The organism is Azospirillum doebereinerae (assembly GCF_003989665.1).
GTDB lineage: Bacteria > Pseudomonadota > Alphaproteobacteria > Azospirillales > Azospirillaceae > Azospirillum > Azospirillum doebereinerae.
The window spans coordinates 36,792-58,458 of the sequence record NZ_RZIJ01000017.1 but is presented as its reverse complement, the minus strand read 5'-3'; the positions used below and the strand labels follow the sequence as shown (position 1 = coordinate 58,458).

General features: G+C 68.6%; 23 protein-coding genes. 14 read left to right on the top strand and 9 right to left on the bottom strand.

Annotated elements, in window-relative coordinates; translation table 11 throughout:
- The first annotated feature begins 351 nt into the window (after positions 1 to 351).
- Together EJ913_RS19990 and EJ913_RS31760 are read left to right on the top strand one after the other, a co-directional pair.
- Entirely contained in the window at positions 352 to 978 is a 627-nt protein-coding gene (locus EJ913_RS19990; protein ID WP_127001141.1) for a GNAT family N-acetyltransferase, read from the top strand.
- Positions 979 to 1,037: 59 nt separating this feature from the next.
- The gene (locus tag EJ913_RS31760; RefSeq protein WP_185909865.1) at positions 1,038 to 1,208 is read left to right on the top strand and encodes a hypothetical protein; all 171 of its coding nucleotides are present in this window, start codon (positions 1,038 to 1,040) and stop codon (positions 1,206 to 1,208) included.
- 94 nt (positions 1,209 to 1,302) lie between these two features.
- Here EJ913_RS31760 and gatA read toward each other — a convergent pair whose 3' ends face one another.
- From gatA to EJ913_RS19975, 3 genes are all read right to left on the bottom strand, one after another.
- The gene (gatA, locus tag EJ913_RS19985) at positions 1,303 to 2,784 is read right to left on the bottom strand and encodes an Asp-tRNA(Asn)/Glu-tRNA(Gln) amidotransferase subunit GatA (protein WP_127001139.1); all 1,482 of its coding nucleotides are present in this window, start codon (positions 2,782 to 2,784) and stop codon (positions 1,303 to 1,305) included.
- Positions 2,784 to 3,071 (bottom strand): Asp-tRNA(Asn)/Glu-tRNA(Gln) amidotransferase subunit GatC, encoded by a 288-nt coding sequence (gene gatC / locus EJ913_RS19980; RefSeq protein WP_127001137.1) that lies wholly within the window; start codon positions 3,069 to 3,071, stop codon positions 2,784 to 2,786. Before gatC ends, gatA begins: the two co-directional genes overlap by 1 nt.
- Positions 3,072 to 3,170: 99 nt before the next feature.
- Entirely contained in the window at positions 3,171 to 3,674 is a 504-nt protein-coding gene (locus EJ913_RS19975; protein WP_244939426.1) for a GNAT family N-acetyltransferase, read from the bottom strand.
- A gap of 91 nt (positions 3,675 to 3,765) precedes the next feature.
- Between EJ913_RS19975 and ruvX the strand changes: the two genes are divergently transcribed.
- A complete protein-coding gene (gene ruvX, locus EJ913_RS19970; protein WP_127001133.1) occupies positions 3,766 to 4,329 on the top strand; it encodes a Holliday junction resolvase RuvX in 564 nt (187 codons plus the stop codon).
- Between the two features lie 94 nt (positions 4,330 to 4,423).
- On the opposite strand, the gene EJ913_RS19965 is transcribed toward ruvX, so the two are convergent.
- The 5 genes from EJ913_RS19965 to EJ913_RS19945 form a co-directional block, all read right to left on the bottom strand.
- Positions 4,424 to 5,257: an FTR1 family iron permease gene (locus tag EJ913_RS19965; RefSeq protein ID WP_127001131.1), complete on the bottom strand. Its 834-nt coding sequence runs from the start codon at positions 5,255 to 5,257 to the stop codon at positions 4,424 to 4,426.
- A 49-nt stretch (positions 5,258 to 5,306) separates the two neighbouring features.
- On the bottom strand, positions 5,307 to 5,642 hold the full coding sequence (locus EJ913_RS19960) for a cupredoxin domain-containing protein (RefSeq protein ID WP_127001129.1): 336 nt from the start codon (positions 5,640 to 5,642) through the stop codon (positions 5,307 to 5,309).
- A 143-nt stretch (positions 5,643 to 5,785) separates the two neighbouring features.
- On the bottom strand, positions 5,786 to 6,199 hold the full coding sequence (locus EJ913_RS19955; RefSeq protein WP_127001127.1) for a GFA family protein: 414 nt from the start codon (positions 6,197 to 6,199) through the stop codon (positions 5,786 to 5,788).
- Positions 6,189 to 6,641: a GFA family protein gene (locus EJ913_RS19950; protein ID WP_185909864.1), complete on the bottom strand. Its 453-nt coding sequence runs from the start codon at positions 6,639 to 6,641 to the stop codon at positions 6,189 to 6,191. Before EJ913_RS19950 ends, EJ913_RS19955 begins: the two co-directional genes overlap by 11 nt.
- A 15-nt stretch (positions 6,642 to 6,656) precedes the next feature.
- Entirely contained in the window at positions 6,657 to 6,893 is a 237-nt protein-coding gene (locus tag EJ913_RS19945; RefSeq protein ID WP_127001123.1) for a DUF1127 domain-containing protein, read from the bottom strand.
- A 183-nt stretch (positions 6,894 to 7,076) separates the two neighbouring features.
- On the opposite strand from EJ913_RS19945, the gene EJ913_RS19940 reads away from it, so the two are divergent.
- The 7 genes from EJ913_RS19940 to EJ913_RS19910 all read left to right on the top strand — a co-directional run bounded on the left by EJ913_RS19940 (position 7,077) and on the right by EJ913_RS19910 (position 16,901).
- The gene (locus EJ913_RS19940; protein WP_127001121.1) at positions 7,077 to 7,967 is read left to right on the top strand and encodes a transcriptional regulator GcvA; all 891 of its coding nucleotides are present in this window, start codon (positions 7,077 to 7,079) and stop codon (positions 7,965 to 7,967) included.
- A 46-nt stretch (positions 7,968 to 8,013) separates the two neighbouring features.
- Complete coding sequence (locus EJ913_RS19935) at positions 8,014 to 8,982, top strand: aspartate carbamoyltransferase catalytic subunit (RefSeq protein WP_127001119.1); 969 nt, start codon at positions 8,014 to 8,016, stop codon at positions 8,980 to 8,982.
- On the top strand, positions 8,979 to 10,271 hold the full coding sequence (gene pyrC / locus EJ913_RS19930; RefSeq protein WP_127001117.1) for a dihydroorotase: 1,293 nt from the start codon (positions 8,979 to 8,981) through the stop codon (positions 10,269 to 10,271). The genes EJ913_RS19935 and pyrC overlap by 4 nt, the downstream gene beginning before the upstream one ends.
- Positions 10,272 to 10,275: 4 nt before the next feature.
- Positions 10,276 to 10,890, top strand: coding sequence for a glycerol-3-phosphate 1-O-acyltransferase PlsY (gene plsY, locus EJ913_RS19925; RefSeq protein WP_127001115.1), 615 nt, complete (start codon positions 10,276 to 10,278; stop codon positions 10,888 to 10,890).
- Between the two features lie 186 nt (positions 10,891 to 11,076).
- Positions 11,077 to 11,472 (top strand): COG4315 family predicted lipoprotein, encoded by a 396-nt coding sequence (locus tag EJ913_RS19920; protein WP_127001113.1) that lies wholly within the window; start codon positions 11,077 to 11,079, stop codon positions 11,470 to 11,472.
- A 672-nt stretch (positions 11,473 to 12,144) separates the two neighbouring features.
- Positions 12,145 to 14,154 (top strand): methyl-accepting chemotaxis protein, encoded by a 2,010-nt coding sequence (locus EJ913_RS19915; protein WP_127001111.1) that lies wholly within the window; start codon positions 12,145 to 12,147, stop codon positions 14,152 to 14,154.
- Between the two features lie 260 nt (positions 14,155 to 14,414).
- The gene (locus tag EJ913_RS19910) at positions 14,415 to 16,901 is read left to right on the top strand and encodes a ligase-associated DNA damage response DEXH box helicase (protein ID WP_127001109.1); all 2,487 of its coding nucleotides are present in this window, start codon (positions 14,415 to 14,417) and stop codon (positions 16,899 to 16,901) included.
- 26 nt (positions 16,902 to 16,927) lie between these two features.
- Here EJ913_RS19910 and EJ913_RS19905 read toward each other — a convergent pair whose 3' ends face one another.
- Positions 16,928 to 17,317 (bottom strand): 2Fe-2S iron-sulfur cluster-binding protein, encoded by a 390-nt coding sequence (locus tag EJ913_RS19905; RefSeq protein WP_127001107.1) that lies wholly within the window; start codon positions 17,315 to 17,317, stop codon positions 16,928 to 16,930.
- A 132-nt stretch (positions 17,318 to 17,449) separates the two neighbouring features.
- Between EJ913_RS19905 and pdeM the strand changes: the two genes are divergently transcribed.
- The 4 genes from pdeM to EJ913_RS19885 all read left to right on the top strand — a co-directional run bounded on the left by pdeM (position 17,450) and on the right by EJ913_RS19885 (position 21,650).
- Complete coding sequence (pdeM, locus tag EJ913_RS19900; RefSeq protein WP_127001105.1) at positions 17,450 to 18,187, top strand: ligase-associated DNA damage response endonuclease PdeM; 738 nt, start codon at positions 17,450 to 17,452, stop codon at positions 18,185 to 18,187.
- A gap of 79 nt (positions 18,188 to 18,266) precedes the next feature.
- Entirely contained in the window at positions 18,267 to 19,724 is a 1,458-nt protein-coding gene (locus EJ913_RS19895; protein ID WP_127001103.1) for a cryptochrome/photolyase family protein, read from the top strand.
- A 250-nt stretch (positions 19,725 to 19,974) separates the two neighbouring features.
- A complete protein-coding gene (locus EJ913_RS19890) occupies positions 19,975 to 20,478 on the top strand; it encodes a Fur family transcriptional regulator (protein ID WP_127001366.1) in 504 nt (167 codons plus the stop codon).
- On the top strand, positions 20,448 to 21,650 hold the full coding sequence (locus EJ913_RS19885; RefSeq protein ID WP_127001367.1) for a CobW family GTP-binding protein: 1,203 nt from the start codon (positions 20,448 to 20,450) through the stop codon (positions 21,648 to 21,650). The genes EJ913_RS19890 and EJ913_RS19885 overlap by 31 nt, the downstream gene beginning before the upstream one ends.
- Positions 21,651 to 21,667 lie beyond the last annotated feature (17 nt).

Here is a 21,667-nt window from a genome sequence, read left to right as displayed (position 1 = left end):
CTCCGCCCGACAGAAATAATTTTATGCAAAACCGGAAGATTCCTGTTCTTCCCAAGGAATCCCCCCTTCCCTTTCGAGAGGTATCAAAAGTGACAAAGAAGTGTCAATCATCCATCCGTCTTACAATTCGCCAATCGACGACGGACGCGCTGTTTCTCTTCACTTACCCATGGCGTCGTTGAATGAATTACGCATTTTCTTGAATTTTGTATATATTTTTAGATAATTTCACCAATTTTCCGACTTCCTCTGCGCCTGTCCTTGCGGGGGAGGACTGGAACGCCCGCCGGTCGCGCCCGTTCAACCTTCGGAACGGATATGGATCGCAACGGGATCGAAAGGGTTCGGGCGATGGCGGATGGCGGATGGGGCCGCGAGGCGAGACAGGTTCACAGCAGCGCCATCGGGGATCGGGGGTCGGTGGTCCTTCCGGTGACGATCCGCCCGGCGCGGGTCGACGACCTGCCCAAGCTGGAGTGGTTCGGCCTGCACACCCCCCACCGCGAGATCCTGGGCAACGCCTTCCGCATGCAGGAACGCGGCACCGGCGCGATGCTGCTGGCCGAACTCAACGACTTTCCGGTCGGGCAGGTCTGTGTGGATTTCGTCCGCAAACGGCATCTCGGCCGCGCCACGCTCTGGGCGTTGCGGGTCTTCCTGCCGTTCCGGGGGCTGGGCCTGGGGGCGCGGCTGATGCGGGCGGCCGAGGGGGTGGTGGCGGCCAACGGCGGCAGCGTGGCCGAGCTTGGCGTCGACCGCGACAACGCGACGGTGCTGCCCTTCTACGACCAACTCGGCTACGTCCATTGCGGAACCGAGCGCGGGCATTTCGCCTACCGCACCCCCGACGGCACCACGGTCCGCGTGCCCATCGACCAATGGCTTCTGCACAAGCGCATCGCGCCCACCCTGCCCGCCCACCAGTCCGTTCGCCAGCCCGCCGTCGTCGCGCTGGCTCCGTCCTTGGCGGCGGAGTGACCATTCCGCCCCGGCGCTGTTGAGGGGTCGAACGCGATACCAACCCGAGGGACACCGCCATGGCCGATCACCCCAAAGCCGACCAGCCCGCCACCAAACCGGTTCCGGTCAAGCCGCAGAACGAGCCGTTGAGCGACCGCGACGAGGCCGCCCCCGGCACGCCCGGCACCGGAGAGGTCATCGATCCCAAGACCGGCGAGAGCTACATCCAGGGCATCGGCGGCGCCTGACCCACCCCGGCGCGACGACCTTCCCGGCAAACGAAAAGGGCCGGCTCCCGATGATGGGGAGCCGGCCCTTTTCATGTCATGGGCGAGGTAAGGATCAGGCCACGAAGGGCGGCAGCGCCGTGACGTTCGCGGCCTTCTCCACCACCTGCCCGACGCGGAGCAGGGTCTCCTCGTCGAAGGGGCGGCCGATCAGTTGCAGGCCCAACGGCAGACCGTCGGCGCCCAAACCGGCCGGGACCGACATCGCCGGCAGGCCGGCGAGGTTGATCGGCACGGTGAAGACGTCGTTCAGGTACATCTGCACCGGATCGTCCATCTTCTCGCCGATGGCGAACGGCGTGCTGGGGGCGGTCGGCGTCAGGATGACGTCGCAGCTCTTGAACGCCTCGTCGAAGTCCCACTTGATGCGCGTGCGCACTTGGCGGGCCTTGTTGTAGTAGGCGTCGTAATAGCCCGCCGACAGCACGTAGGTGCCGATCAGGATGCGGCGGCGCACCTCGCGGCCGAAACCGGCGCCGCGTGTGTTCTCGTACATGTCGCTGAGGCTGCCGCCCTCGACCCGCAACCCGTAGCGGACGCCGTCGTAGCGCGCGAGGTTGGACGAGGCTTCCGCCGGGGCGATGATGTAGTAGGCGGCCAGCGCGTATTTGGTGTGCGGCAGGCTGATCTCGACCGGCACGGCGCCGGCCTCCTTCAACCACTCGATGCCCTGGGTCCACAGCGCGTCGATCTCGGCCGACAGGCCCTCGACGCGGTATTCCTTGGGTATGCCGACGCGCAAGCCCCGGATGTCGCCGGTCAGCGCGGCGCGGAAATCGGGCACCGCCAGATCGACCGAGGTCGAATCCTTCGGATCGAAGCCGCACATCGAGCGCAACATGATCGCCGCGTCCTCGACCGTGCGGGTCATCGGCCCGGCCTGGTCCAGCGAGGAGGCGTAGGCGACGATGCCCCAGCGCGAGCAGCGGCCGTAGGTCGGCTTGATGCCGACGGTGCCGGTGTAGCCGGCCGGCTGGCGGATCGAGCCGCCGGTGTCGGTGCCGGTGGCGCCCAGCGCGGCGCGGGCCGCGATGACGGCGGCCGAGCCGCCCGACGAGCCGCCGGCGACGATCTTGCGGTCCCAGGCGCCGGGCGCGCCGGGGCTCCAGGGGCTGACCGTTTCGCCCTGATGGGCGGTGATGGTGGCCGAACCCATGGCGAACTCGTCCAGGTTCACCTTGCCCAGCATGACCGCGCCGTCGCGCCACAGCTGCGACGTGACGGTCGACTCATACTCCGGCTTGAAGCCGTCGAGGATGTGGCTGCCGGCCGTCGTGGCGACGCCCTTGGTGCAGAACAGATCCTTCACCGCGATGGGCAGGCCGTCCATCGGACCGGCCTCGCCCTTGGCGCGGCGCTCGTCGCTGGCCTTGGCCATCGACAGGGCCGCGTCCGGCGTCTCGGTGATGAAGATGTTGAAGGGGCGCACGGCCTCGACCGCGCGCACATGCGCCTCGGCCAGTTCGACCGCGGTGAACTCCTTCTTGGCGAGGCCGTCCAGCGCCCCCGCCATGGTCAGATGCGTGAGCGCCGTCATCACTCGACCACCTTCGGCACGACGTAGAAGCCTTCGGCCGTCTCCGGACCGTTCGACAGGACCTGGGGCGCGTAGCCGCCGTCGGTGACCTCGTCCTTGCGGCGGCGCAGCTTCTGCGCGGCCACGCTGGTCATCGGCGGCACGTCCTTCGTGTCGACCTCGTTGAGCTGTTCCACGAAGGTCAGGATCTGGCTGAGTTCCCCCGCCAGCGATTCCAGTTCCCCGTCCGGCACCTTGATGCGGGCCAGATGCGCGATCTTGGCCACTGTGGCCTTGTCGAGCGACATGCCTCTACTCTCTTCCAAAATATTGGAAATCCGCCGCGAAGCTAGCACCCGTGGGCGCCCGCCGCAACGCTCGCGGCGCGGACGCCCGGCGGAAAGCGTTCAGGCCGCCAGAACCGCCCGGCCCCGCCACGTGTCACGGTCCATGCGCAGCTTCAACAATCCGATGGAGTCGCCCCAGGGGGTGACACGGGTTTCCAGCGCCATCGGCACCAGACCGAGCTTGGCGTAGAGCAACAGCGCCGGCGTGTTGGTGTTGAAGCAATAAAGCGTGAGTTCAGGAAGGTCATGATGCACGAAGGCCCGTTCGATCATCACCCCCACCAAATATGCGGCGATGCCGTGGCGGCGTAAATCCGGATCGACGCTGAGGTTGCCCAGGCTGGCCGTCCGCCCTTCCTCGAAGGTCGCGAAATTGCCGTAGCCGACGACCCGCCCGCCCAAGGTCGCCACCGTCGGGTCGCGGCGCTGGGGCAAGGCCGCGCGCACCTGATCGGGCGTCAGCGGCCACACGGCGCGCGGGAACAGGAAATACAGCTCCTCCGGCGTGCGGGGAAAGCCGCAGACGGCCGGAATGTCGGCGTCGGCCAGCGGCCGGTGCGTCAAGCGTTCGGGCAACATGCTTAGAAGAGTAAGTATCTTTGGGAACAACTCAAGCGATCTTGCGGGGAGGCGTGCGGGATTCTATGGTCGGCTCATGATTCACACACTCTCCGAACTCGCGGCCCGGCTGGGCAAGGGGCAACGGCTGCTCGGCCTCGACGTCGGCAGCACGACGGTCGGGCTGGCGGTCTCCGATCCGGGGCTGGTGGTGGCCTCGCCCATCCACACGCTGAAACGCACCAAGTTCACGCAGGACGCGCGGGAGCTGGGCAAGACCGTCCGCGACTACGCCATCGGTGGGCTGATCGTCGGGCTGCCGCTGAACATGGACGGGACGGAAGGGCCGCGCGCCGAATCCGTCCGCGCTTTCGCCAAGAACCTGCTGGAGCGCGCCGACCTGCTGGGCTGGAACGCCGAGATCGCCTTCTGGGACGAGCGGCTGTCCACCTCGGCGGTGGAGCGCTTCATGATCGGCGAGGCCGACATGACCCGCAAGCGGCGCGACGAGGTGGTCGACAAGATGGCCGCCGCCTACATCCTGCAAGGCGCGCTCGACATGCTGGCGAACCAGCGCCGCCAGGAGGCGGGGCCGGTGGAGGAGCAGAAGGACGAGGACGGCGAGGAGGAGTGGGTGTGGGTCCCGCCGGACCAGCGGTGACACCGGAACGACGATGACGCTTTTTTAAAAGAAGAACGGCGCGCCCGGCCCCCGCCCCTCCCCCGCATGGCGGGGGAGAGAGGCCGAAGTGGCTTTACGCCCGCGCCGTTCCCGATCCCGGCGGGTTGCCGCGCGCGGCCCAGCGTGTCAGCAGGACGATCCCCAGCACGACCGCCAGATAGGCGAACAACTGCGCCTCGGTGGGACGGTCGGTGTAGCCGACCAGCACATGCAGCGCTTGGCCCACAAGACTCTTGTCCCGCAGCACGCCCGAGCTGTCCCATAGGATCTCGGTGCCGGATTCCAGCACGCCCGCCTGTGCCAGGAAATTCACGGCGGTGGCCGCCATGCCCGCCGCCAGCAGGGTCAGCAGCCAGGAGGTCACCGCGAACAGATGCCGCGTCGGGATCTGCAACAGCCCGGCGTAGAGCAGCACCGACACCAGCGCGCCCAGCGCCATGCCGCCCAGCCCGCCGCCGAACACTGTGGTGAAGCCGTTCTCTTCCGAGGCCATGATCCCGGTCAGGAACAGCACGACCTCCGAGCCCTCGCGCAGCACGGCGACGCCGATCACCACGGCCAGCGCCGCCAGCGACCGCTCGCCGCTTTGCACCTCGCGGCCGACCGCCGCCATGTCGCGGGCCAACTCCTTGCCATGCTGGGCCATCCAGGCGTTGTGCCACGCCAGCATGACGACCGCCACCAGCAGCACGGTGGCGTTGAACATCTCCTGCCCGGTGTCGGCGAACAGGGAACTGATGACGTCGGCGAAGGTCGCGACCAGACAGGATCCGGCGATGCCGGCGACGATGCCGGTCGCGACCCAGCGGCCACGGCCCTCGACCCCCTTGGTCGCGGCCAGGACGATGCCGATGACCAGACCGGCCTCCAGCACTTCGCGAAAAACGATGATCAGACTGGCGAGCATGGACGTCTCCGAGAGAAAAACGACGCGGCGCCGGACGGTGACGCCCGCGTCATTCGGCCAGGACGACGCCCTGGGCGGTGGCTTCGTGGAACTCGCCGAAGAACGGGTATTTTCCCGGCTTCAGCGGACCGATCGCCACTTTCATCTGCTTGCGCCCGCCGACGATCTTCTCGACCTTCAACTCGGCGCTCTCGAACTCCTCGGAGGTCACGTCCTGGTTGTCGACCAGCAGCGTGACGCGCTTGTTCGCCGGCACCTTCACTTCGGCCGGTTCGAATTTATGATCCTTGATGACGATGGTGATGGGGGCGTCTTCGGCCAGCGCGGGCGCCACGGGGAGCAGCGCGAGGGCCGAGACGGCAAGCGGAACGAGCAGGCGTCGCATCGGGCGGACCTCGGAGTCGGGGAACGGTCTTGCTGGTGCAAACCATTCTCACCCGCGACAACCGGGGTCAACGAAAAGCGCCCCGCGTTGCCCGCAATGCCCCTGCGACGTATTGGCACGCAGGAAAACGGTTACGGCACCATTCACGGCGGCTCCGGCGCCTCGCCGTCGAACCGCTCCAGCCCGTCCTCAATGGTGTAGTAGTCGCCCTTGGAGGACGCGAAGATGTGCCGCAGCGTGGTCAGCCCGGTCGGCTGGTCGAGGCTGCCGGCGGCGACGTCCACCGTCGCCTTGCCGTCGCCCTTCCAGAACAGCGACGAGCCGCAGCGCCCGCAGAACCCCCGCTCCGCGATGGCGGAGGAGCGGTACCAGGTCAGGGTCGCGTCGGCGTCGAAGAACACGGTGTCGCGCGGCACGGTGATGTAGGCGCCGAAATGCCCATGGAAGCGGCGGCACTGCCCGCAATGGCAGTTCACCACGCCCATCGGCCGTTCCGTCGCCAGGAACCGCACGCCGCCGCACAGGCAACCGCCGGGAAGCGGCCTGTCACTGCTCATGACCGCCATCCTTCATGGACTTGCCGCTCATCAGGATTTCCCCCGTGCTGCTCCGTCGTTCCAGACCGTCCGCGCCGATCTCGTAATAGGGTCCCTTGCAGTCGACCAGGATGTGCCGGTCGGCGTGCAGGCCGGTGGCGTCGTCCAGGCTTCCGGCGGTGATCGTGATGCGCGGCCCGCCATCCAGGGCATCCCAGAAGATTCCCGCCCCACAACGCGCGCAGAAGCCACGCCGCGCCTGGTCGGAGGAGGCGTACCACGCCAGGGTCGAGTCGGCCGTCAGCCGCACCGTCGCGCGCGGAGCGCCGGTGTAGGCGCCGACATGGCTGTGCTGGCGGCGGCACTGCCCGCAGTGACAGAACGAGATCGGCTCCGGCCGGCCGCCGATCTCGTACCGCACGCCGCCGCACAGGCAACCGCCTGTCCACGCGGCCCTGGTCACGCTCCCGGCCAAGGGTCAGCCGCGCCAGAAGGGCTTGTCGGCTTCCTGGCTGGCGTCGGCGCGCGACACGCCGATGTCGGACAGCAGATGGTCCGGCAGTGCCTCCAGGGCCAGACGCTGCCGGCGGCGCTCGTTCCAGGTCGCCATCCGGTCGAACAGGTTGGCGATCGTGCCGCCGATCCCGGCGGGGACCGAGCGCTGCGACGCGGCATGGGACGCGGTGGACAGAACGGAAGACTGGCTCCGGCTCATGATCGATCTCCTTATCCGAATGGGTGAGTGCGGAGCCTGGGGGAAAGCCGCCGGCGGCGCCGCATCGACTGTGTTCTGAAGATGAAGATGCGCCACGCGCGGCTTGCGGACAAACGACGCTTTCTCATAGAGTCGATTAGGGAAACTAATCCGAATCCTATCCCCCCTTCCCGCTGGATCCCGATGGCCCGCCGCCTCCCCCCGCTGAACGCGCTCCGCGCCTTCGAAGCCGCCGCCCGCCACCTGTCCTTCACCAAGGCGGCCGAGGAGTTGAACGTCACCCAGGCCGCCGTCAGCCACCAGATCAAGGCGCTGGAGGAATGGCTGGGATTGCCCCTGTTCCGCCGGATGAACCGGGCGCTGGCGCTGACCGAGGCCGGGCAGAGCTACCTGCCGCCGGTGCGCGAGGCGATGGACACCCTAGCGCAGGCGACCGACAGTCTGATCCGCAGCGACAACGCCGGGGCGCTGACCGTCTCGACCATGCCGAGCTTCGCCGCGAAATGGCTGGTGCCGCGCCTGACACGCTTCCAGAAGCGCTTCCCCGATCTGGACGTCCGCGTGCAGAGCACGTCGCTGATGGTGGATTTCGCGCGGCACGACGTGGATCTGGCGATCCGCTTCGGCAACGGTGACTGGCCCGACCTGCATGTCGAGCGTCTGCTGACCGAGGACATCTTCCCGGTCGGCCACCCCTCGCTGCTCGACGGCGACTGCCCGCTGGTCTGCCCGGAGGATCTCCGCCACCACACCCTGCTGCACGACGACTACCGCATCTCCTGGGCCATATGGTGCCGCGCGGCCGGGATCGAGGGGCTGGACGTGGAGCGCGGCCCGCGATTCGACGATTCATCCTTCACGCTCCAGGCCGCGATCAACGGGCACGGCGTGGCGCTGGCGCGCGGCGCCCTGGTGGCCGACGACATCGCCAACGGCCGGCTGGTGCGGCTGTTCGACGTCCGGCTGCCGGGCAGCGTCGCCTATTACGTGGTGTCGCCGCCGCACTACCTGTCCCGGCCCAAGGTGAAGGCCTTCCGCGACTGGCTGTTCGAAGAGGCCGAAAACATCCGGTGATGCGCCCGCTTGCGACCGCCCCGCGCCGCTCCTATAGTCCGCGCCCATGACCGCCCCCGACCCCCAAGACGCGATCTTCCCGCACCGCCACCTTCTCGGCATCGAGGGGCTGCGGGCCGGAGAGATCACCCGAATCCTCGACCTCGCCGACGGCTACGTCGAGCAGAACCGCCGGCCCGTGAAGAAGTCCACCCTGCTGGACGGCCGCACGCTGGTGAACCTGTTCTTCGAGAACTCCACCCGCACCCGCACCAGCTTCGAGCTGGCCGGCAAGCGGCTGGGCGCCGACGTCATCAACATGTCGTCCGACGGCAGCTCGGTGAAGAAGGGCGAGACGCTGATCGACACGGCGATGACGCTCAACGCCATGCACCTCGACGCGCTGGTCGTGCGCCACGCCGATTCGGGCGCGGTCAAGCTGCTGGCCGACAAGGTCAACTGCTCGGTCATCAACGCCGGCGACGGCCACCACGAGCACCCGACCCAGGCGCTGCTCGACGCGCTGGCGATCCGCCGCCGCGTCGGCCGGCTCGACGGGCTGATCGTGGCGATCTGCGGCGACATCCTGCACAGCCGGGTGGCGCGCTCCAACATCCACCTGCTGAACGCCATGGGCGCGCGGGTCCGCTGCGTCGCCCCGCCGACCCTGCTGCCCTCGCAGATCGAGCGGCTGGGCGTCGAGGTCCACCACCACATGAAGGAAGGCCTCAAGGACGCCGACGTGGTGATGATGCTGCGCCTCCAGACCGAGCGGATGAGCGGCCAGTACATCCCCTCGACCCGCGAGTATTTCTACTTCTATGGCCTCGACTACGAGAAGCTGGAGGTCGCCAAGCCCGACGCGGTCATCATGCACCCCGGCCCGATGAACCGCGGCGTCGAGATCGACTCGGAGGTCGCCGACGACCTCAAGCGCTCGATGATCCTCGACCAGGTCGAACTGGGCGTCGCCGTCCGCATGGCCGTCCTCGACCTGCTGACCCGCGAGCGCCGCCGCGCAGGAGACACCCAATGACCGGCCGCGTCGCTTACCGGAACGCCCGCCTGCTCGACCCCGCGACCGGGCTGGACCAGCGCGGCGACCTGCTGACCGAGGGCGGCAGGATCGCCGATTTCGGCGCCGGCCTGTTCAACGGAGGCGTGCCGGACGGCATCGAGACGGTGGATCTGTCGGGGCTCTGCCTCGCTCCCGGTCTCGTCGACATGCGCGTGCTGATCGGCGAGCCGGGCGAGGAGGAGAAGGACACGATCAAGAGCGCGTCGCGCGCCGCCGCCGCCGGCGGCATCACCGCGATGGCGCTGCTGCCCAACACCGACCCGGTGCTGGACGAGGTCGCCGGGCTGGAGTTCGTCGCTCGGCGCGCCCGCGAGGTGAAGCTGGTGAAGGTCTTCGCCTACGGCTCCGCCACGCGCGGGACCGAGGGCAAGGAGATCACCGAAATGGGCCTGCTCGCCCATGCCGGGGCGGTCGCCTTCACCGACGGCACCAAGACCATCGCCAGCGCCAAGACGATGCGCCGGGCGCTGAGCTACGCCAAGACCTTCGGCAAGCTGATCGTGCAGCACCCGGAGGAGCCGTCGCTCGCGTCGGGCGGCATGATGAACTCCGGCGAGATCGCCACGCGGCTGGGTCTCGTCGGCATCCCGCGCGAGGCCGAGATCATCATGATCGAGCGCGACCTGCGTCTGGTCGAGTTGACCGGCGGGCGCCTGCACTTCGCCCACGTCACCACCTCGGAATCGGTGGAACTGATCCGCCGGGCCAAGGCGCGCGGCCTGCGGGTGACCTGCGACACCGCCCCGCACTACTTCGCGTTGACCGAGGTGGACGTCGGCGACTACCGCACCTACGCCAAGGTCTCGCCCCCCTTGCGTGGCGAGATGGACCGCCGCGCGGTGGTCGAGGGTCTGGCCGACGGCACCATCGACGCCATCGCGTCGGACCACGTCCCCCAGGACCAGGACCAGAAGCGCCTTCCCTTCGCCCAGGCCGCCCCCGGCGTGATCGGGCTGGAGACGCTGCTGCCGCTGACGCTGGAACTGGTTCACAAGGGGAAGCTGCCGCTGCTGAAGGCTCTGGCCTGCGTCACGGTGAACCCGGCGGCGATCCTCGATCTGCCGCTCGGCCGCATCGCCAGGGGGGCCGCCGCCGATCTGGTGGCCTTCGACCTGGACCGCCCGTGGCAGGTGGACGTGTCGGCCTTCCAGTCGAAGTCCAAGAACTCGCCCTTCGAGGACCGCCCGGTCCAGGGCCGCCCGCTGCGCACCATCGTGGACGGCCGCACCGTCTGGGCGGAGGGCTGATCCCGTGCTGCTGCTGGTCGTCTGCGCCCTGCTGGGCTATCTGCTGGGGTCGATCCCTTTCGGTCTGGTGCTGACCCGGATGGCCGGTCTGGGCGACATCCGCCAGATCGGCTCCGGCAACATCGGGGCGACCAACGTGCTGCGCACCGGCAACAAGCCGCTGGCGCTCGCCACGCTGCTGCTCGACAGCGGCAAGGGCGCCATCGCCGCGCTGCTCGCCTTCCTGTGGGCCGGTCCGGCCTTCCTGGGGCTGGAGGCGGCAGTGCTGGCGGCGGGCGGCGCGATGCTGGGCCACAGCTTCCCGGTCTGGCTCGGTTTCAAGGGCGGCAAGGGCGTCGCCACGGCGCTGGGCGTGCTGCTGGCGGTGTGCTGGCCGGTCGGGCTGTTGGCCTGCCTGACCTGGGTGGTCATGGCGGCGCTGTTCCGCATCTCGTCATTGTCGGCGCTGACCGCGCTGGGACTCAGCCCGCTGACCGGCTGGTATTTCGGCGGGCCGCTGGTGGCGGGGCTCTGCCTGTTCATCGCGGTCCTGGTCTTCATCCGCCACGAGGCCAACATCCGCCGCCTGCTGAAGGGCGAGGAACCGAGGATCGGCGCGGCGAAGAAGGCCGCCTCCTGATCGCGCGGCCGAAAAGGCTGGCGCCCTATTCGCCCTGGCCCCTGCGGAACCGCGCATAGCCCCTCTTCGCGATCAGCCAAAGTCCAAAAGATCGTATCCGTCATAGGGGAATTTCCTCCCCGCGCCCGTCGTCCATGATGGGATGGCACCGCCGTCCGGCGAGCCGCTTATGGGAGGAAAAAAGCCATGACAAGAACGCTCCGCATCGCGACCCTGGCGCTCGGCCTGAGCGCCGCCCTGGGTGGGGCGCCCGCTTTCGCCCAAGGAAAGGAGCCGGCGATGACCGGCAAGACCGCCATGGGGCCGACGCTGACCGACGCCAAGGGCATGACGCTCTACGTCTTCGACAAGGATACCGGGGGAAAATCCACCTGCAACGGCCCCTGCGCCACCAATTGGCCGCCGCTGATGGCCGACGCCGCCGCCAAGCCGATGGGCAAATACACCGTCGTGACCCGCGACGACGGGTCCAAGCAATGGGCCTACAACGGAAAGCCGCTCTACACCTGGGCCAAGGACGCCAAGGCTGGCGACACCACGGGCGACGGCGTCAACAACGCTTGGCACATCGCTAAGCCCTAGGATCGCGCGTCGCCTTCATCGCGGCTGGAACGCCGGGCCATCAGGCCCGACGATCCACAGCCGGCGCGGACACACGCACCGACCGGATTCCCAATTGGAAATCCATGGGTTCGGCACCGATTCGTGTCCACCCCGGACCATCGACCTCCGCCATGCCCAACCTTCGGTCCGATTTGGCGTCGGTCTGTTGCAAAATTTATATATTCGCCTGCGGAACACAGGAACGCGTCGCGAGGGCTTCGTCGAAATCTTTTCCCCATACCTGCGACATATGCCTTTGGATGGACGAAGGTGGGTTTTATGCCAAATGTTATAGTGTCCACACGAAACGCAACGGTCACGTCACCCAAAGACTGCCGTCAATAAAATCTCTTTATTCAATCTTACCCATACTTTGATTTTTACAAATTTTAGTATCAAACATCATCATCACCTCACGCAACCAATCAGAAACCATCAAAATTCATTGCCATATAATTTTTTTGTGGTTTTTTCTTGCCGCTAAGATAAATGCAATGCAACCGAAACGAAATCCCTACCACTATCAATAAAAAATGGCGAATATTGTGTCTTGAATTCCGTTTCCTCATTTTTATTATATCAGACCACTGAATAGCCCGCGCGGATTTCAATCCTGTGGCAGGGCGTATCCACTGGATACCGAGGGAATTTATGTTTGGGAACCTGAAGATTAGCGCGCGGATAACCTTAGGTTTTTCCCTGGTTGTTCTTTTGCTGTTGATGCTTGGCGTCGTGTCCTGGCGTTCGGCGAAACTGTCCGAGAAGGGACTGGACGATTTCGCGGAGCAGGGGGTCTTCGTCAACCGCGTGCAAATGACGGATTCAGCCGTGCTGCGGGCCAGGATGGCCTTCCTGCGTTACATGTCGACAGTCAGCGACGCCAACGCCAAGACCATCGTCAGCGAGCTTGCGGCGGCGCAAAACGAACTCGCGTCGGCCAGGCAACTGGCCACCCAGGAGTCCGAACGCCAAGCGATCGACGCGATCGCCGGGCAGGTCCGCGCCTATGAAGCGGCCGCCAGGGAATACGTCGCCACCCGCACCGAACAGGACCGCCTGAACAAGGCCATCGTCTACGACACCGGCTCGGCCCTGCGCGCCCTGCTGATCGAGATGCGGGAGGCCGAGTTCAAGGCCGAGCACTTGCCCGCCCTCGTCGCCCTTGACCAGCTGACCGAGGCGGTGTGGACCACGCGAATCCTCATTTTCCGCCTGCTCGACGGCGACAAGGAATACGACTTCGCCCGTGTCACCCTGCGGCTGGGCCAAGCCCTGGACGCCATGAAGGAACTGCCCAAGCTCGCGCTCGCCGACGGGCAGGAGGCGCGGATCGCGACGGCCAAATCCCTGCTGGAAACCTTCAGCGGCGGCGTGAAGGAGATGGAAAAGCGGATGGTGCTGCTGGAGGAGATCCAGGGCGTCCGCATGCAACCGCTGGGCCTCGCGATCGCCAAGCAGCTCAAGGAGATCGGCGAGCAGGTCCGGGCCTCCCAGGCTAACCTGCGCGAGGAGGCGCTCGACACCGCCGGGACGGCCGAGCTGACGGCGAAGACGCTGACGCCGATCGCCGTTCTGCTGGCGCTGGTGCTGTCCTGGGCGATCAGCCGCAGCGTGGCGCGCCCGGTGGTGGCGATGACCGGGGCCATGGGCCAACTGTCGCGCGGCGACCTGTCCGTCGACATCCCGGCGGCCGGCCACCGCGACGAGATCGGCCACATGGCGGCGGCCATGCAGGTGTTCCGCGACGGCATGATCCAGACCCGCAAACTGGAGGAGGACGCCAAGGCGAACGAGGCGCGGGCGTCGGCGGACCGCCGAGCCGCGATGCTGCAACTGGCCGACCGCTTCGAGAGCAGCGTCCAGGGCATCGTCGAGACGGTCGCGGCGGCGGCGACGGAGATGCAGGGCACGGCCAGCGCCATGTCCTCGACGGCGACCCAGACCAGCGTGCAGGCGACCACCGTCGCGGCGGCGGCCGAGCAGGCCTCGGCCAACGTCCAGACGGTCGCGGCGGCGACGGAGGAGCTGTCGGCCTCCATCGCGGAGATCGGTCGTCAGGTCAGCACCTCGACGCGGGTCGCCGGTCAGGCGGTGGAGGACGCCGAGCGCACCGGCCGCGCCATCGAGGGGCTGGTGCAGGCCGCCCAGCAGATCGAGCAGGTCGTCGTCCTGATCAACTCGATCGCCGGCCAGACCAACCTGCTGGCGCTGAACGCCACCATCGAGGCGGCGCGCGCGGGCGAGGCCGGCAAGGGCTTCGCCGTCGTCGCGTCGGAGGTGAAGGCGCTGGCCAACCAGACCGCGCGGGCAACCGAGGACATCCAGACCAAGGTCAAGGAAATTCAGGCCGCGACCGGCGGCGCCCAGTCGGCCATCGGCGGCATCGCCAGCACCATCAACCGCATCAACGACATCGCCACCGGCATCGCGGCGGCCATCGAGGAGCAGAACGCCGCGACCGGCGACATCGCCAGCAACGTCACGCAGGCCGCGCGCGGCACCGGCGAGGTTTCTTCCAACATCAGCGGCGTGACCCACGCGGCCTCGGAAACCGGCTCCGCCGCCGGCATGGTCCTGAACGCGGCCGGCGGGCTTGCCCGAGACGCCGAACGGCTGCGCGGCGAGGTGGCGAACTTCATCGCCACGATCCGCGCCGCCTGACCGGAGCGCCGGTGGAGGGCTTCTCCGTTCGGGAGGTCCGTGACAGGACAAAAGCCAGGACGGTTCCGCAAGAGCCGTCCCGGCTGCTTTTCCAAGGCCCGACGCTCCGACCCGTTAATTTCGTTCTTTATACGTTCCCGCTTGTCGCTTATTCTTTCCGTCCCGAGCCGGCAACGCAAAAGGGGAGGCCGTGAACCGTCGCGCGGTTTCTCGTGTCATACTGGGTTCCGGCGCGCCGCAGCGCCCCAGCAGAGCCTCCCATGGACGCCCCCCTCCCCGCCCTCATCCCGCCGAACGTCGCCGCGTGGTTCCGCTCCAAGGGCTGGGCGCCGCACGCGCACCAGACCGCCATGGTCGAGGCGGCGGAGCGTGGCGACAGCGCCCTGCTGATCGCCCCCACCGGCGGCGGCAAGACGCTGGCGGGCTTCCTGCCCTCGCTGATCGATCTGGCGGAGCGCCCGCGGGAGGGTTTGCACACCCTCTACATCTCGCCGCTGAAGGCGCTGGCGGTGGACATCCAGCGCAACCTGGAAACCCCCATCGCCGAGATGCGCCTGCCGATCCGGGCCGAAACGCGCACCGGTGACACGCCGGAGGCCAAGCGGCGGCGCCAGCGCGCCCACCCGCCGCACATCCTGATGACCACGCCGGAAAGCCTCGCGCTGCTGCTGTCCTACGCCGACGCCGACCGGCTGTTCCGGGGCCTGCGCTGCGTCATCGTGGACGAACTCCACGCGCTGGCCGGGACCAAGCGCGGCGACCTTCTGGCGCTGGGTCTGGCGCGGTTGTCCCGGCTGGCGCCCGCCGCGCGGCGGGTCGGGCTGTCGGCCACGGTGGCGGAGCCGGACCGGCTGCTGGCGTGGCTGTCGCGCAACGGCCGTTTGGAGGCCTCCGACGTCCGGCTGGTGCTCGGGCGGTCGGGGGCACAGGCCGACATCGACATCCTGACCACGCGCGAGCGCCTGCCCTGGGGCGGCCGGACCGCAATCCATGCGCTGGGCGAGGTGTACGAACGCATCCGCCGCCACCGCACGACGCTGATCTTCGTCAACACCCGCGCCCAAGCCGAGCTGGTCTTCCAGGCGCTGTGGAAGGTCAACGACGACACCCTCCCCATCGCGCTCCACCACGGCTCGCTGGCGGTGGAGCAGCGGCGCAAGGTGGAGGGCGCCATGGCGCGGGGGGAGTTGCGCGCGGTGGTCGCGACCTCCTCGCTCGACCTCGGCATCGACTGGGCGGCGGTGGATCTGGTGGTGCAGATCGGCGCGCCGAAGGGATCCAGCCGGCTGGTCCAGCGCATCGGCCGCGCCAACCACCGGCTGGACGAGCCGAGCCGGGCGCTTCTGGTTCCCGCCAACCGCTTCGAGGTGCTGGAATGCCGCGCCGCGCTCGACGCCGTGCACGAGCACACGCTGGACGGCGAGGCGCCCCGTCCGGGCGGCATCGACGTTCTGGCGCAGCACATCCTCGGCATGGCCTGCGCGGCGCCCTTCCGTCCCGACGACCTCTACGAGGAGGTGGTGTCCGCCGCGCCCTACGCCGCGCTGAGCCGCGACGCGTTCGACGACGTGCTGGATTTCGTGACGACCGGGGGTTACGCGCTGGGCGCCTACGAGCGGTTCCAACGGCTGCGGTTGCGCGAGGACGGCCGGATGGCGATCGCCGGGCCGGCGGTGGCGCGGCAGTACCGCATGAACGTCGGCACCATCACGCAGGAGGCCCTGCTGCGCGTCCGCATGGCGCGCGGCCCGGTGCTGGGCGAGGTGGAGGAGTATTTCATCCAGGGACTGACGCCGGGCGACACCTTCCTGTTCGCCGGACAGTTGCTGAAATTCCTCGGCGTGCGCGAGATGGAGGCGCAGGTCGCCAAGGGCGGCGGCGGCGACCCGAAGGTGCCCGCCTACGCCGGGGGCCGCCTGCCGCTGACCACCCATCTGGCCGATCGGGTGCGCGCCATGCTCGCCGATCCCGCGCAGTGGGACGGGTTGCCGGAGGACGTGTCGGAGTGGCTGCGGCTCCAGCGGGCGCGGTCGGTGCTGCCGTCGCGCGACGGGCTGCTGGTGGAGACCTTCCCCAAGGACGGCAAGCGCTATCTGGTCGCCTACGCCTTCGAGGGACGGAACGCGCACCAGACGCTCGGCATGCTGCTGACCCGTCGGATGGAGCGTGTCGGGCTGGGGCCGCTGGGCTTCGTCGCCACCGATTACGTGCTGGCGGTGTGGTCGTTGCGCTCGCCGTCTCCCGAGCATGGGGCCGACATGGACGCGTTGTTCGACCAGGACATGCTGGGTGACGACCTGGAGGCCTGGATGGACGAATCCTCGATGCTGCGGCGGACCTTCCGCAACGTGGCGCTGATCGCCGGGGTGATCGACCGCCGCCATCCGGGGCAGGAGAAGACCGGGCGGCAGGTCACCTTTTCCTCCGACCTGATCTACGACGTGCTGCGCAAGCACGACCCCGGCCATGTGCTGCTGCGGGCGACGCGGGCCGATGCGGCCGGCGGGCTGACCGACGTGCGGCGGCTGTCGGATTTCCTGGCGCGGGTGCGCGGGCGGATCGTCCACAAGGATCTCGACCGCATCTCGCCGCTGGCCGTTCCGGTCATCCTGGAGATCGGACGCGAGAAGATCGACGGCAGCGCCACCGACGAGCTGCTGGCGGCGGCCGCCGACGCCCTGGTCGCGGAGGCCATGCCGGAGTTCGACCCTCCCCGCGAACCCGAACCGGGACGGCTCACGCCGTGACGCCGTCCCGTCCCGTCAGGACCCGATCAGGCCGATTTGCGCAATTCCGGCTCGACGCCCGGCTCGCCGCTGAACTCGATGCGGATGTTCTCGTCGCGGACGATGAACTGGCAGGCCAGGCGGTAGGGCGGCGGGCGGTGGTCGGTCTCGGCCGCCGCCAGCAGGCTCCGGGTCAGCTTGCCGTTGACCGACAGGGTGACCTTCTCCTTCTCCGTCAGGTCGACGGCCATCGGGGCCTTGTTGTCGAGATAGGTCACCTTGACGAGGCAGGAACCGCACTCGCCGTCCTGGCACTGGAAGGGGATCGGGATGTCGTTCGCCTTCGCCAGCGCCAGCAGCGTGCCGGTGTCGCCGGCGATCGCGTAGACCGTCAGGTCCTTGGGCAGGGTCGGGCCGGAAAACGTCACATTGGCCATGGTCGGTCCTTTGGCTGTGGTTGCGAACCCGCCGAAGCGGGCGCCCCTTGGGCTGAAGCGGACCGTGCAAGCCCTATGCCCACAAAAATCATAAGGATTTATCCCTCCGTGACGACAAAGGGTGAACGAACGATGTCGGGTTTCCCGCAGACGGGCGCTCCGGCCTGTCGGACTGACGACAGCCGGGCCGCGCTGACGCTGTGCGGCGCGGCCCTGGTTGCCGACGCCTCGGGCGCGCTGCTGTGGCCGGCGGAGGGAGTGCTGGCGGTCGCCGACCTGCATCTGGAAAAGGGTTCGGCCTTCGCCGCGCGCGGGCGGATGCTGCCGCCCTACGACACGCGGGCGACGCTGGACCGGCTGGCGGCCCTGATCGAACGCGAGACGCCGGCGCGGGTGCTGTGCCTGGGCGACAGCTTCCACGACCGCCGCGCCGCCGAACGGATGGCTCCGGGCGACGTGGAGCGGCTGCGGGGGCTGACCGCCGCCGTGGCGGAGTGGGTGTGGATCACCGGCAACCACGACCCCGAACCGCCACAGGGCCTGGGCGGCCGCGCCGTCGCGGAGTGCCGGCTCGGTCCGCTGGTCTTCCGCCACGAGGCGCAGCCCGGCGCTGTGGGCGAGTTGTCCGGCCATCTCCACCCGGCGGCGGCGCTGGTGCTGGCCGGGCGGCAGCGGGTGCGCGACCGCTGCTTCGCGACCGACGGGGCGAAGCTGATCCTTCCGGCCTTCGGCAGCTTCACCGGCGGGCTGAACGTGCTGAACCCGGCGATCTCCGGGCTGCTGGCGCCGCGCTTCGAGGCGCTGCTGACGACGCGCGGCCGCATCCACCGCTTCCCGTGCGAACGCCTGTCGCCCGACGCCGGCCGTTGAGGAGACGGCTGGCGGCAGCGTAACCTCGGCCTATATCGGGGTGTCCGCGACACCCGATCCCCCACGAGCCGTCCTCGCCATGCCCGCCCCGATCATCGTCTGGTTCCGCAACGACCTGCGCCTTTCCGACAACCCGGCCCTGACCGCCGCCGCGAAGCAGAGCGCCGAGTCCGGCGCGCCGGTCCTGCCGCTGTTCATCCTGGAGAACGAGGACGGCGATCCCTGGCCGCTTGGCGGCGCGTCGCGCTGGTGGCTGCACCACAGCCTGGAACGGCTGGGGGAGGCTTGCGCGGCGCTCGGCTCGCCGCTTCTGCTGCGCCGGGGCGAGGCGGCCGGGGTTCTTGGCGCGCTGATCCGGGAGACCCACACCGGCTGCGTGCTGTGGAACCGCCGTTACGCCCCGGCGCTGACCGCCCGCGACTCGGCGGTCGAGGCGGCGCTGACCGAGCGCGGCATCGACGTCCGCAGCTTCAACGCCGGTCTGCTGGCGGAGCCCTGGACCGTCGAGAAGAAGAGCGGCGGGCCGTTCAAGGTCTTCACCCCCTTCTGGCGCAGCGTCTCGGCCAGCCTCGACCCGCCCCACCCGACCCGTCCGCCCGCCGCGCTGACCGCGCCGAAGACGCCCGTCGCGTCCGACCGGCTGGCGGATTGGAGGCTCCTGCCCACCGCCCCCGACTGGGCTGGCGGCCTGCGCGAGTCCTGGGAGCCGGGGGAGGCGGCGGCCCGCGAACGTCTCGCCGATTTCCTCGACGGCCCCGTCGCCGCCTACCCGACCGAGCGCGACCGCCCCGACCATGACGGCACCTCGGCCGTGTCACCCCGCCTCGCCTTCGGGGAGATCGGGCCGCGCCAGATCTGGCACGCCGCCCGCCACGCCGCCGACGCCCAGCCCGAACTGGCCGGCGGGGTCGAGGCTTTCCTCCGCGAGATCGGCTGGCGGGAGTTCAACCATCACCTGCTGCACCAAGCCCCCCACCTGCCCGACCGGCCGTTCAACGAGCGTTTCGCCGACTTCCCCTGGCGCGAGGATGCGGCCGGCTTGCGGGCGTGGCAGCGCGGGCGCACCGGCTATCCCATCGTCGATGCCGGCATGCGCCAGCTCTGGCGCACCGGCTGGATGCACAACCGCGTGCGGATGATCGCCGCGTCCTTCCTGATCAAGGATCTGCTGCTGCCTTGGCAGGAAGGGGAACGCTGGTTCTGGGACACGCTGGTGGACGCCGACCTCGCCAACAACGCCGGCAACTGGCAATGGGTGGCCGGCTGCGGCGCCGACGCCGCCCCCTTCTTCCGCGTCTTCAACCCGGTCCTGCAAGGCGAGAAGTTCGACCCCAAGGGCGATTACGTCCGCCGCCACGTCCCCGAGTTGGACCGCCTGCCCGCGCGCTGGATCCATAAGCCCTGGGAAGCGCCGCCCGAGGTGCTGAAGACCGCCGGGGTCAAACTGGGCACGGACTACCCGCACCCGATCGTCGAGCACGACGCCGCCCGCGACCGCGCGCTCGCCCTCTACCGACAGCGCAAGGCGAAGGCATAGCCGGTTTCACGGCATCGTCACGCCGCCGCAAGGGAAACGTCACCGAACGCCGTTACGATCACCGGCAAGAAGGACGGTGGCTTTCTCCCAACCCCCACCCAACCGTCCCGACACCGATTGCAAGCCAGCCACAAGACCAAGAATCGCCACGCGTTAAGAGCGGCTCCCGGCCGGAGCCGCTCTTTTTTTCATGCGCGGTGCGGCGACGCGGCGCTTTGTTTCGGCGACGCCGGGGTTATATAGTAACGTCATGACCGCCACCCACGATCATCACCCCACCCATCAGGCCTCGGCCCACGACCACAGCCATTGCGTCAACGACGCGCTGACCCGCGCCGATTCGCTCTGCGCCGAACGCGGCGCCCGGCTGACCAGCCTGCGCCGCCGCGTGCTGGAGCTGGTGTGGTCCGGTCACCGGCCGCGCGGCGCCTACGCGATCCTGGAGGATCTGAGCCAGCAGGACGGCAAGGCCACGGCGCCGCTGACCGTCTACCGGGCGCTGGAGTTCCTGGTCGAGCAGGGCTTGGTCCACCGCATCGAATCGCTCAACGCCTACATCGGCTGCGCCGCCCCCGGCGCCACCCATTCCGGCCAGTTCCTGGTCTGCGAGGGCTGCGGCGACGCCGCCGAGATCGACGATTCCCGCATCCGCGCCGCCATCGAGACCGCCGCCGCCGAGCGCGGCTTCCGAGTCCAGCGCCCCACCGTCGAGGTGCGCGGCGTCTGCAAAGCCTGTCAGGAGAAACACCCGTGACCGCTCCCGCCGCGTCCTCCCCCCGCCTGCCCGTGTCGGTGCTGACCGGTTTCCTCGGCAGCGGCAAGACCACGCTGCTCCAGGCCCTGCTGCGCCACCCCGGCATGGCGCGCACCGCCATCGTCATCAACGAGTTCGGCGAGGTCGGGCTGGACCATCTGCTGGTCGCCAAGGCCTCGGAGAACATGGTGCTGATGGACAGCGGCTGCCTGTGCTGCACCATCCGGGGCGACCTGGTGGACACGCTGCGCGACCTGTTCCTCAAGCGGGTGCGCGGCGAGGTGCCGGACTTCGACCGCGTGGTGGTGGAGACCACCGGTCTGGCCGACCCCGCCCCGATCATCCACACGCTGATGACCGACCCGCTGCTGGCCGCCCGCTTCCGCCTGGACGGGGTGATCGCGACGGTGGACGCGGCGCACGGCTCGCTCCAGCTCGACCGCCAGCCGGAAAGCGTGAAGCAGGCCGCCGTGGCCGACCGCATCGTGATGACCAAGACCGACGTGGCCAGCCCGGCGGCGACGGCGGCGCTGATGAAGCGCCTGAACGCCATCAACCCGGCCGCCCCGATCATCCCCGCCGCCCACGGCGCGGTCGATCCGCAATCGCTGTTCGACGCCGGCCTCTACAACCCGGAGACCAAGAGCCCCGACGTCGCCCGCTGGCTGCGCGAGGAGGCCTACCGCGACGAGCACGCGCATGGCCACGAGCATGGGCATGACGATCACCATGGGCATGACCACGATCATGACCACCACGATCACGGCCATGAGCATGGCGACCATTGCGGCGCGGATTGCGGCCACGACCACGAGCACGGCCATCACCACCACGACGCCAACCGCCACGACGACCACATCCGGGCCTTCTGCATGGTCATAGACCAGCCGCTGCCCTGGAACGGCTTCGTCGATTTCATGGAGGCGCTGATCGCCCAGGGCGGCGACAACCTGCTGCGGGTGAAGGGTCTGTTGAACGTGCGGGAAAGCGACTTGCCGGTCGTCGTCCACGGCGTGCAGCACATGTTCCACCCGCCGGTCCGGTTGGAGGAATGGCCGGGCGAGGACCGCCGGAGCAAGCTGGTCTTCATCACCCGCGACCTGGGCCAGCCGGTGATCGAGCCGCTGTTCAACGAGCTGGTCTGGGGCGAGGAGGGCAAGCCGAAGGCTTGAGGGCCGTCCGCCGCCCC

Coding starts and splice junctions, on each gene's coding strand:
- gatA (WP_127001139.1), bottom strand. CDS start 2,784: ATGACGGCGCTCACGCATCTGACCATGGCGGGGGCGCTGGACGGCCTC.
- ruvX (WP_127001133.1), top strand. CDS start 3,766: ATGATTCACACACTCTCCGAACTCGCGGCCCGGCTGGGCAAGGGGCAA.
- EJ913_RS19960 (WP_127001129.1), bottom strand. CDS start 5,642: ATGCGACGCCTGCTCGTTCCGCTTGCCGTCTCGGCCCTCGCGCTGCTC.
- pyrC (WP_127001117.1), top strand. CDS start 8,979: ATGACCGGCCGCGTCGCTTACCGGAACGCCCGCCTGCTCGACCCCGCG.
- gatC (WP_127001137.1), bottom strand. CDS start 3,071: ATGTCGCTCGACAAGGCCACAGTGGCCAAGATCGCGCATCTGGCCCGC.
- EJ913_RS19890 (WP_127001366.1), top strand. CDS start 19,975: ATGACCGCCACCCACGATCATCACCCCACCCATCAGGCCTCGGCCCAC.
- pdeM (WP_127001105.1), top strand. CDS start 17,450: ATGTCGGGTTTCCCGCAGACGGGCGCTCCGGCCTGTCGGACTGACGAC.
- EJ913_RS19910 (WP_127001109.1), top strand. CDS start 14,415: ATGGACGCCCCCCTCCCCGCCCTCATCCCGCCGAACGTCGCCGCGTGG.
- EJ913_RS19905 (WP_127001107.1), bottom strand. CDS start 17,317: ATGGCCAATGTGACGTTTTCCGGCCCGACCCTGCCCAAGGACCTGACG.
- EJ913_RS19920 (WP_127001113.1), top strand. CDS start 11,077: ATGACAAGAACGCTCCGCATCGCGACCCTGGCGCTCGGCCTGAGCGCC.
- EJ913_RS31760 (WP_185909865.1), top strand. CDS start 1,038: ATGGCCGATCACCCCAAAGCCGACCAGCCCGCCACCAAACCGGTTCCG.
- EJ913_RS19945 (WP_127001123.1), bottom strand. CDS start 6,893: ATGAGCCGGAGCCAGTCTTCCGTTCTGTCCACCGCGTCCCATGCCGCG.
- EJ913_RS19955 (WP_127001127.1), bottom strand. CDS start 6,199: ATGAGCAGTGACAGGCCGCTTCCCGGCGGTTGCCTGTGCGGCGGCGTG.
- EJ913_RS19895 (WP_127001103.1), top strand. CDS start 18,267: ATGCCCGCCCCGATCATCGTCTGGTTCCGCAACGACCTGCGCCTTTCC.
- EJ913_RS19935 (WP_127001119.1), top strand. CDS start 8,014: ATGACCGCCCCCGACCCCCAAGACGCGATCTTCCCGCACCGCCACCTT.
- EJ913_RS19915 (WP_127001111.1), top strand. CDS start 12,145: ATGTTTGGGAACCTGAAGATTAGCGCGCGGATAACCTTAGGTTTTTCC.
- EJ913_RS19965 (WP_127001131.1), bottom strand. CDS start 5,257: ATGCTCGCCAGTCTGATCATCGTTTTTCGCGAAGTGCTGGAGGCCGGT.
- EJ913_RS19940 (WP_127001121.1), top strand. CDS start 7,077: ATGGCCCGCCGCCTCCCCCCGCTGAACGCGCTCCGCGCCTTCGAAGCC.
- EJ913_RS19990 (WP_127001141.1), top strand. CDS start 352: ATGGCGGATGGCGGATGGGGCCGCGAGGCGAGACAGGTTCACAGCAGC.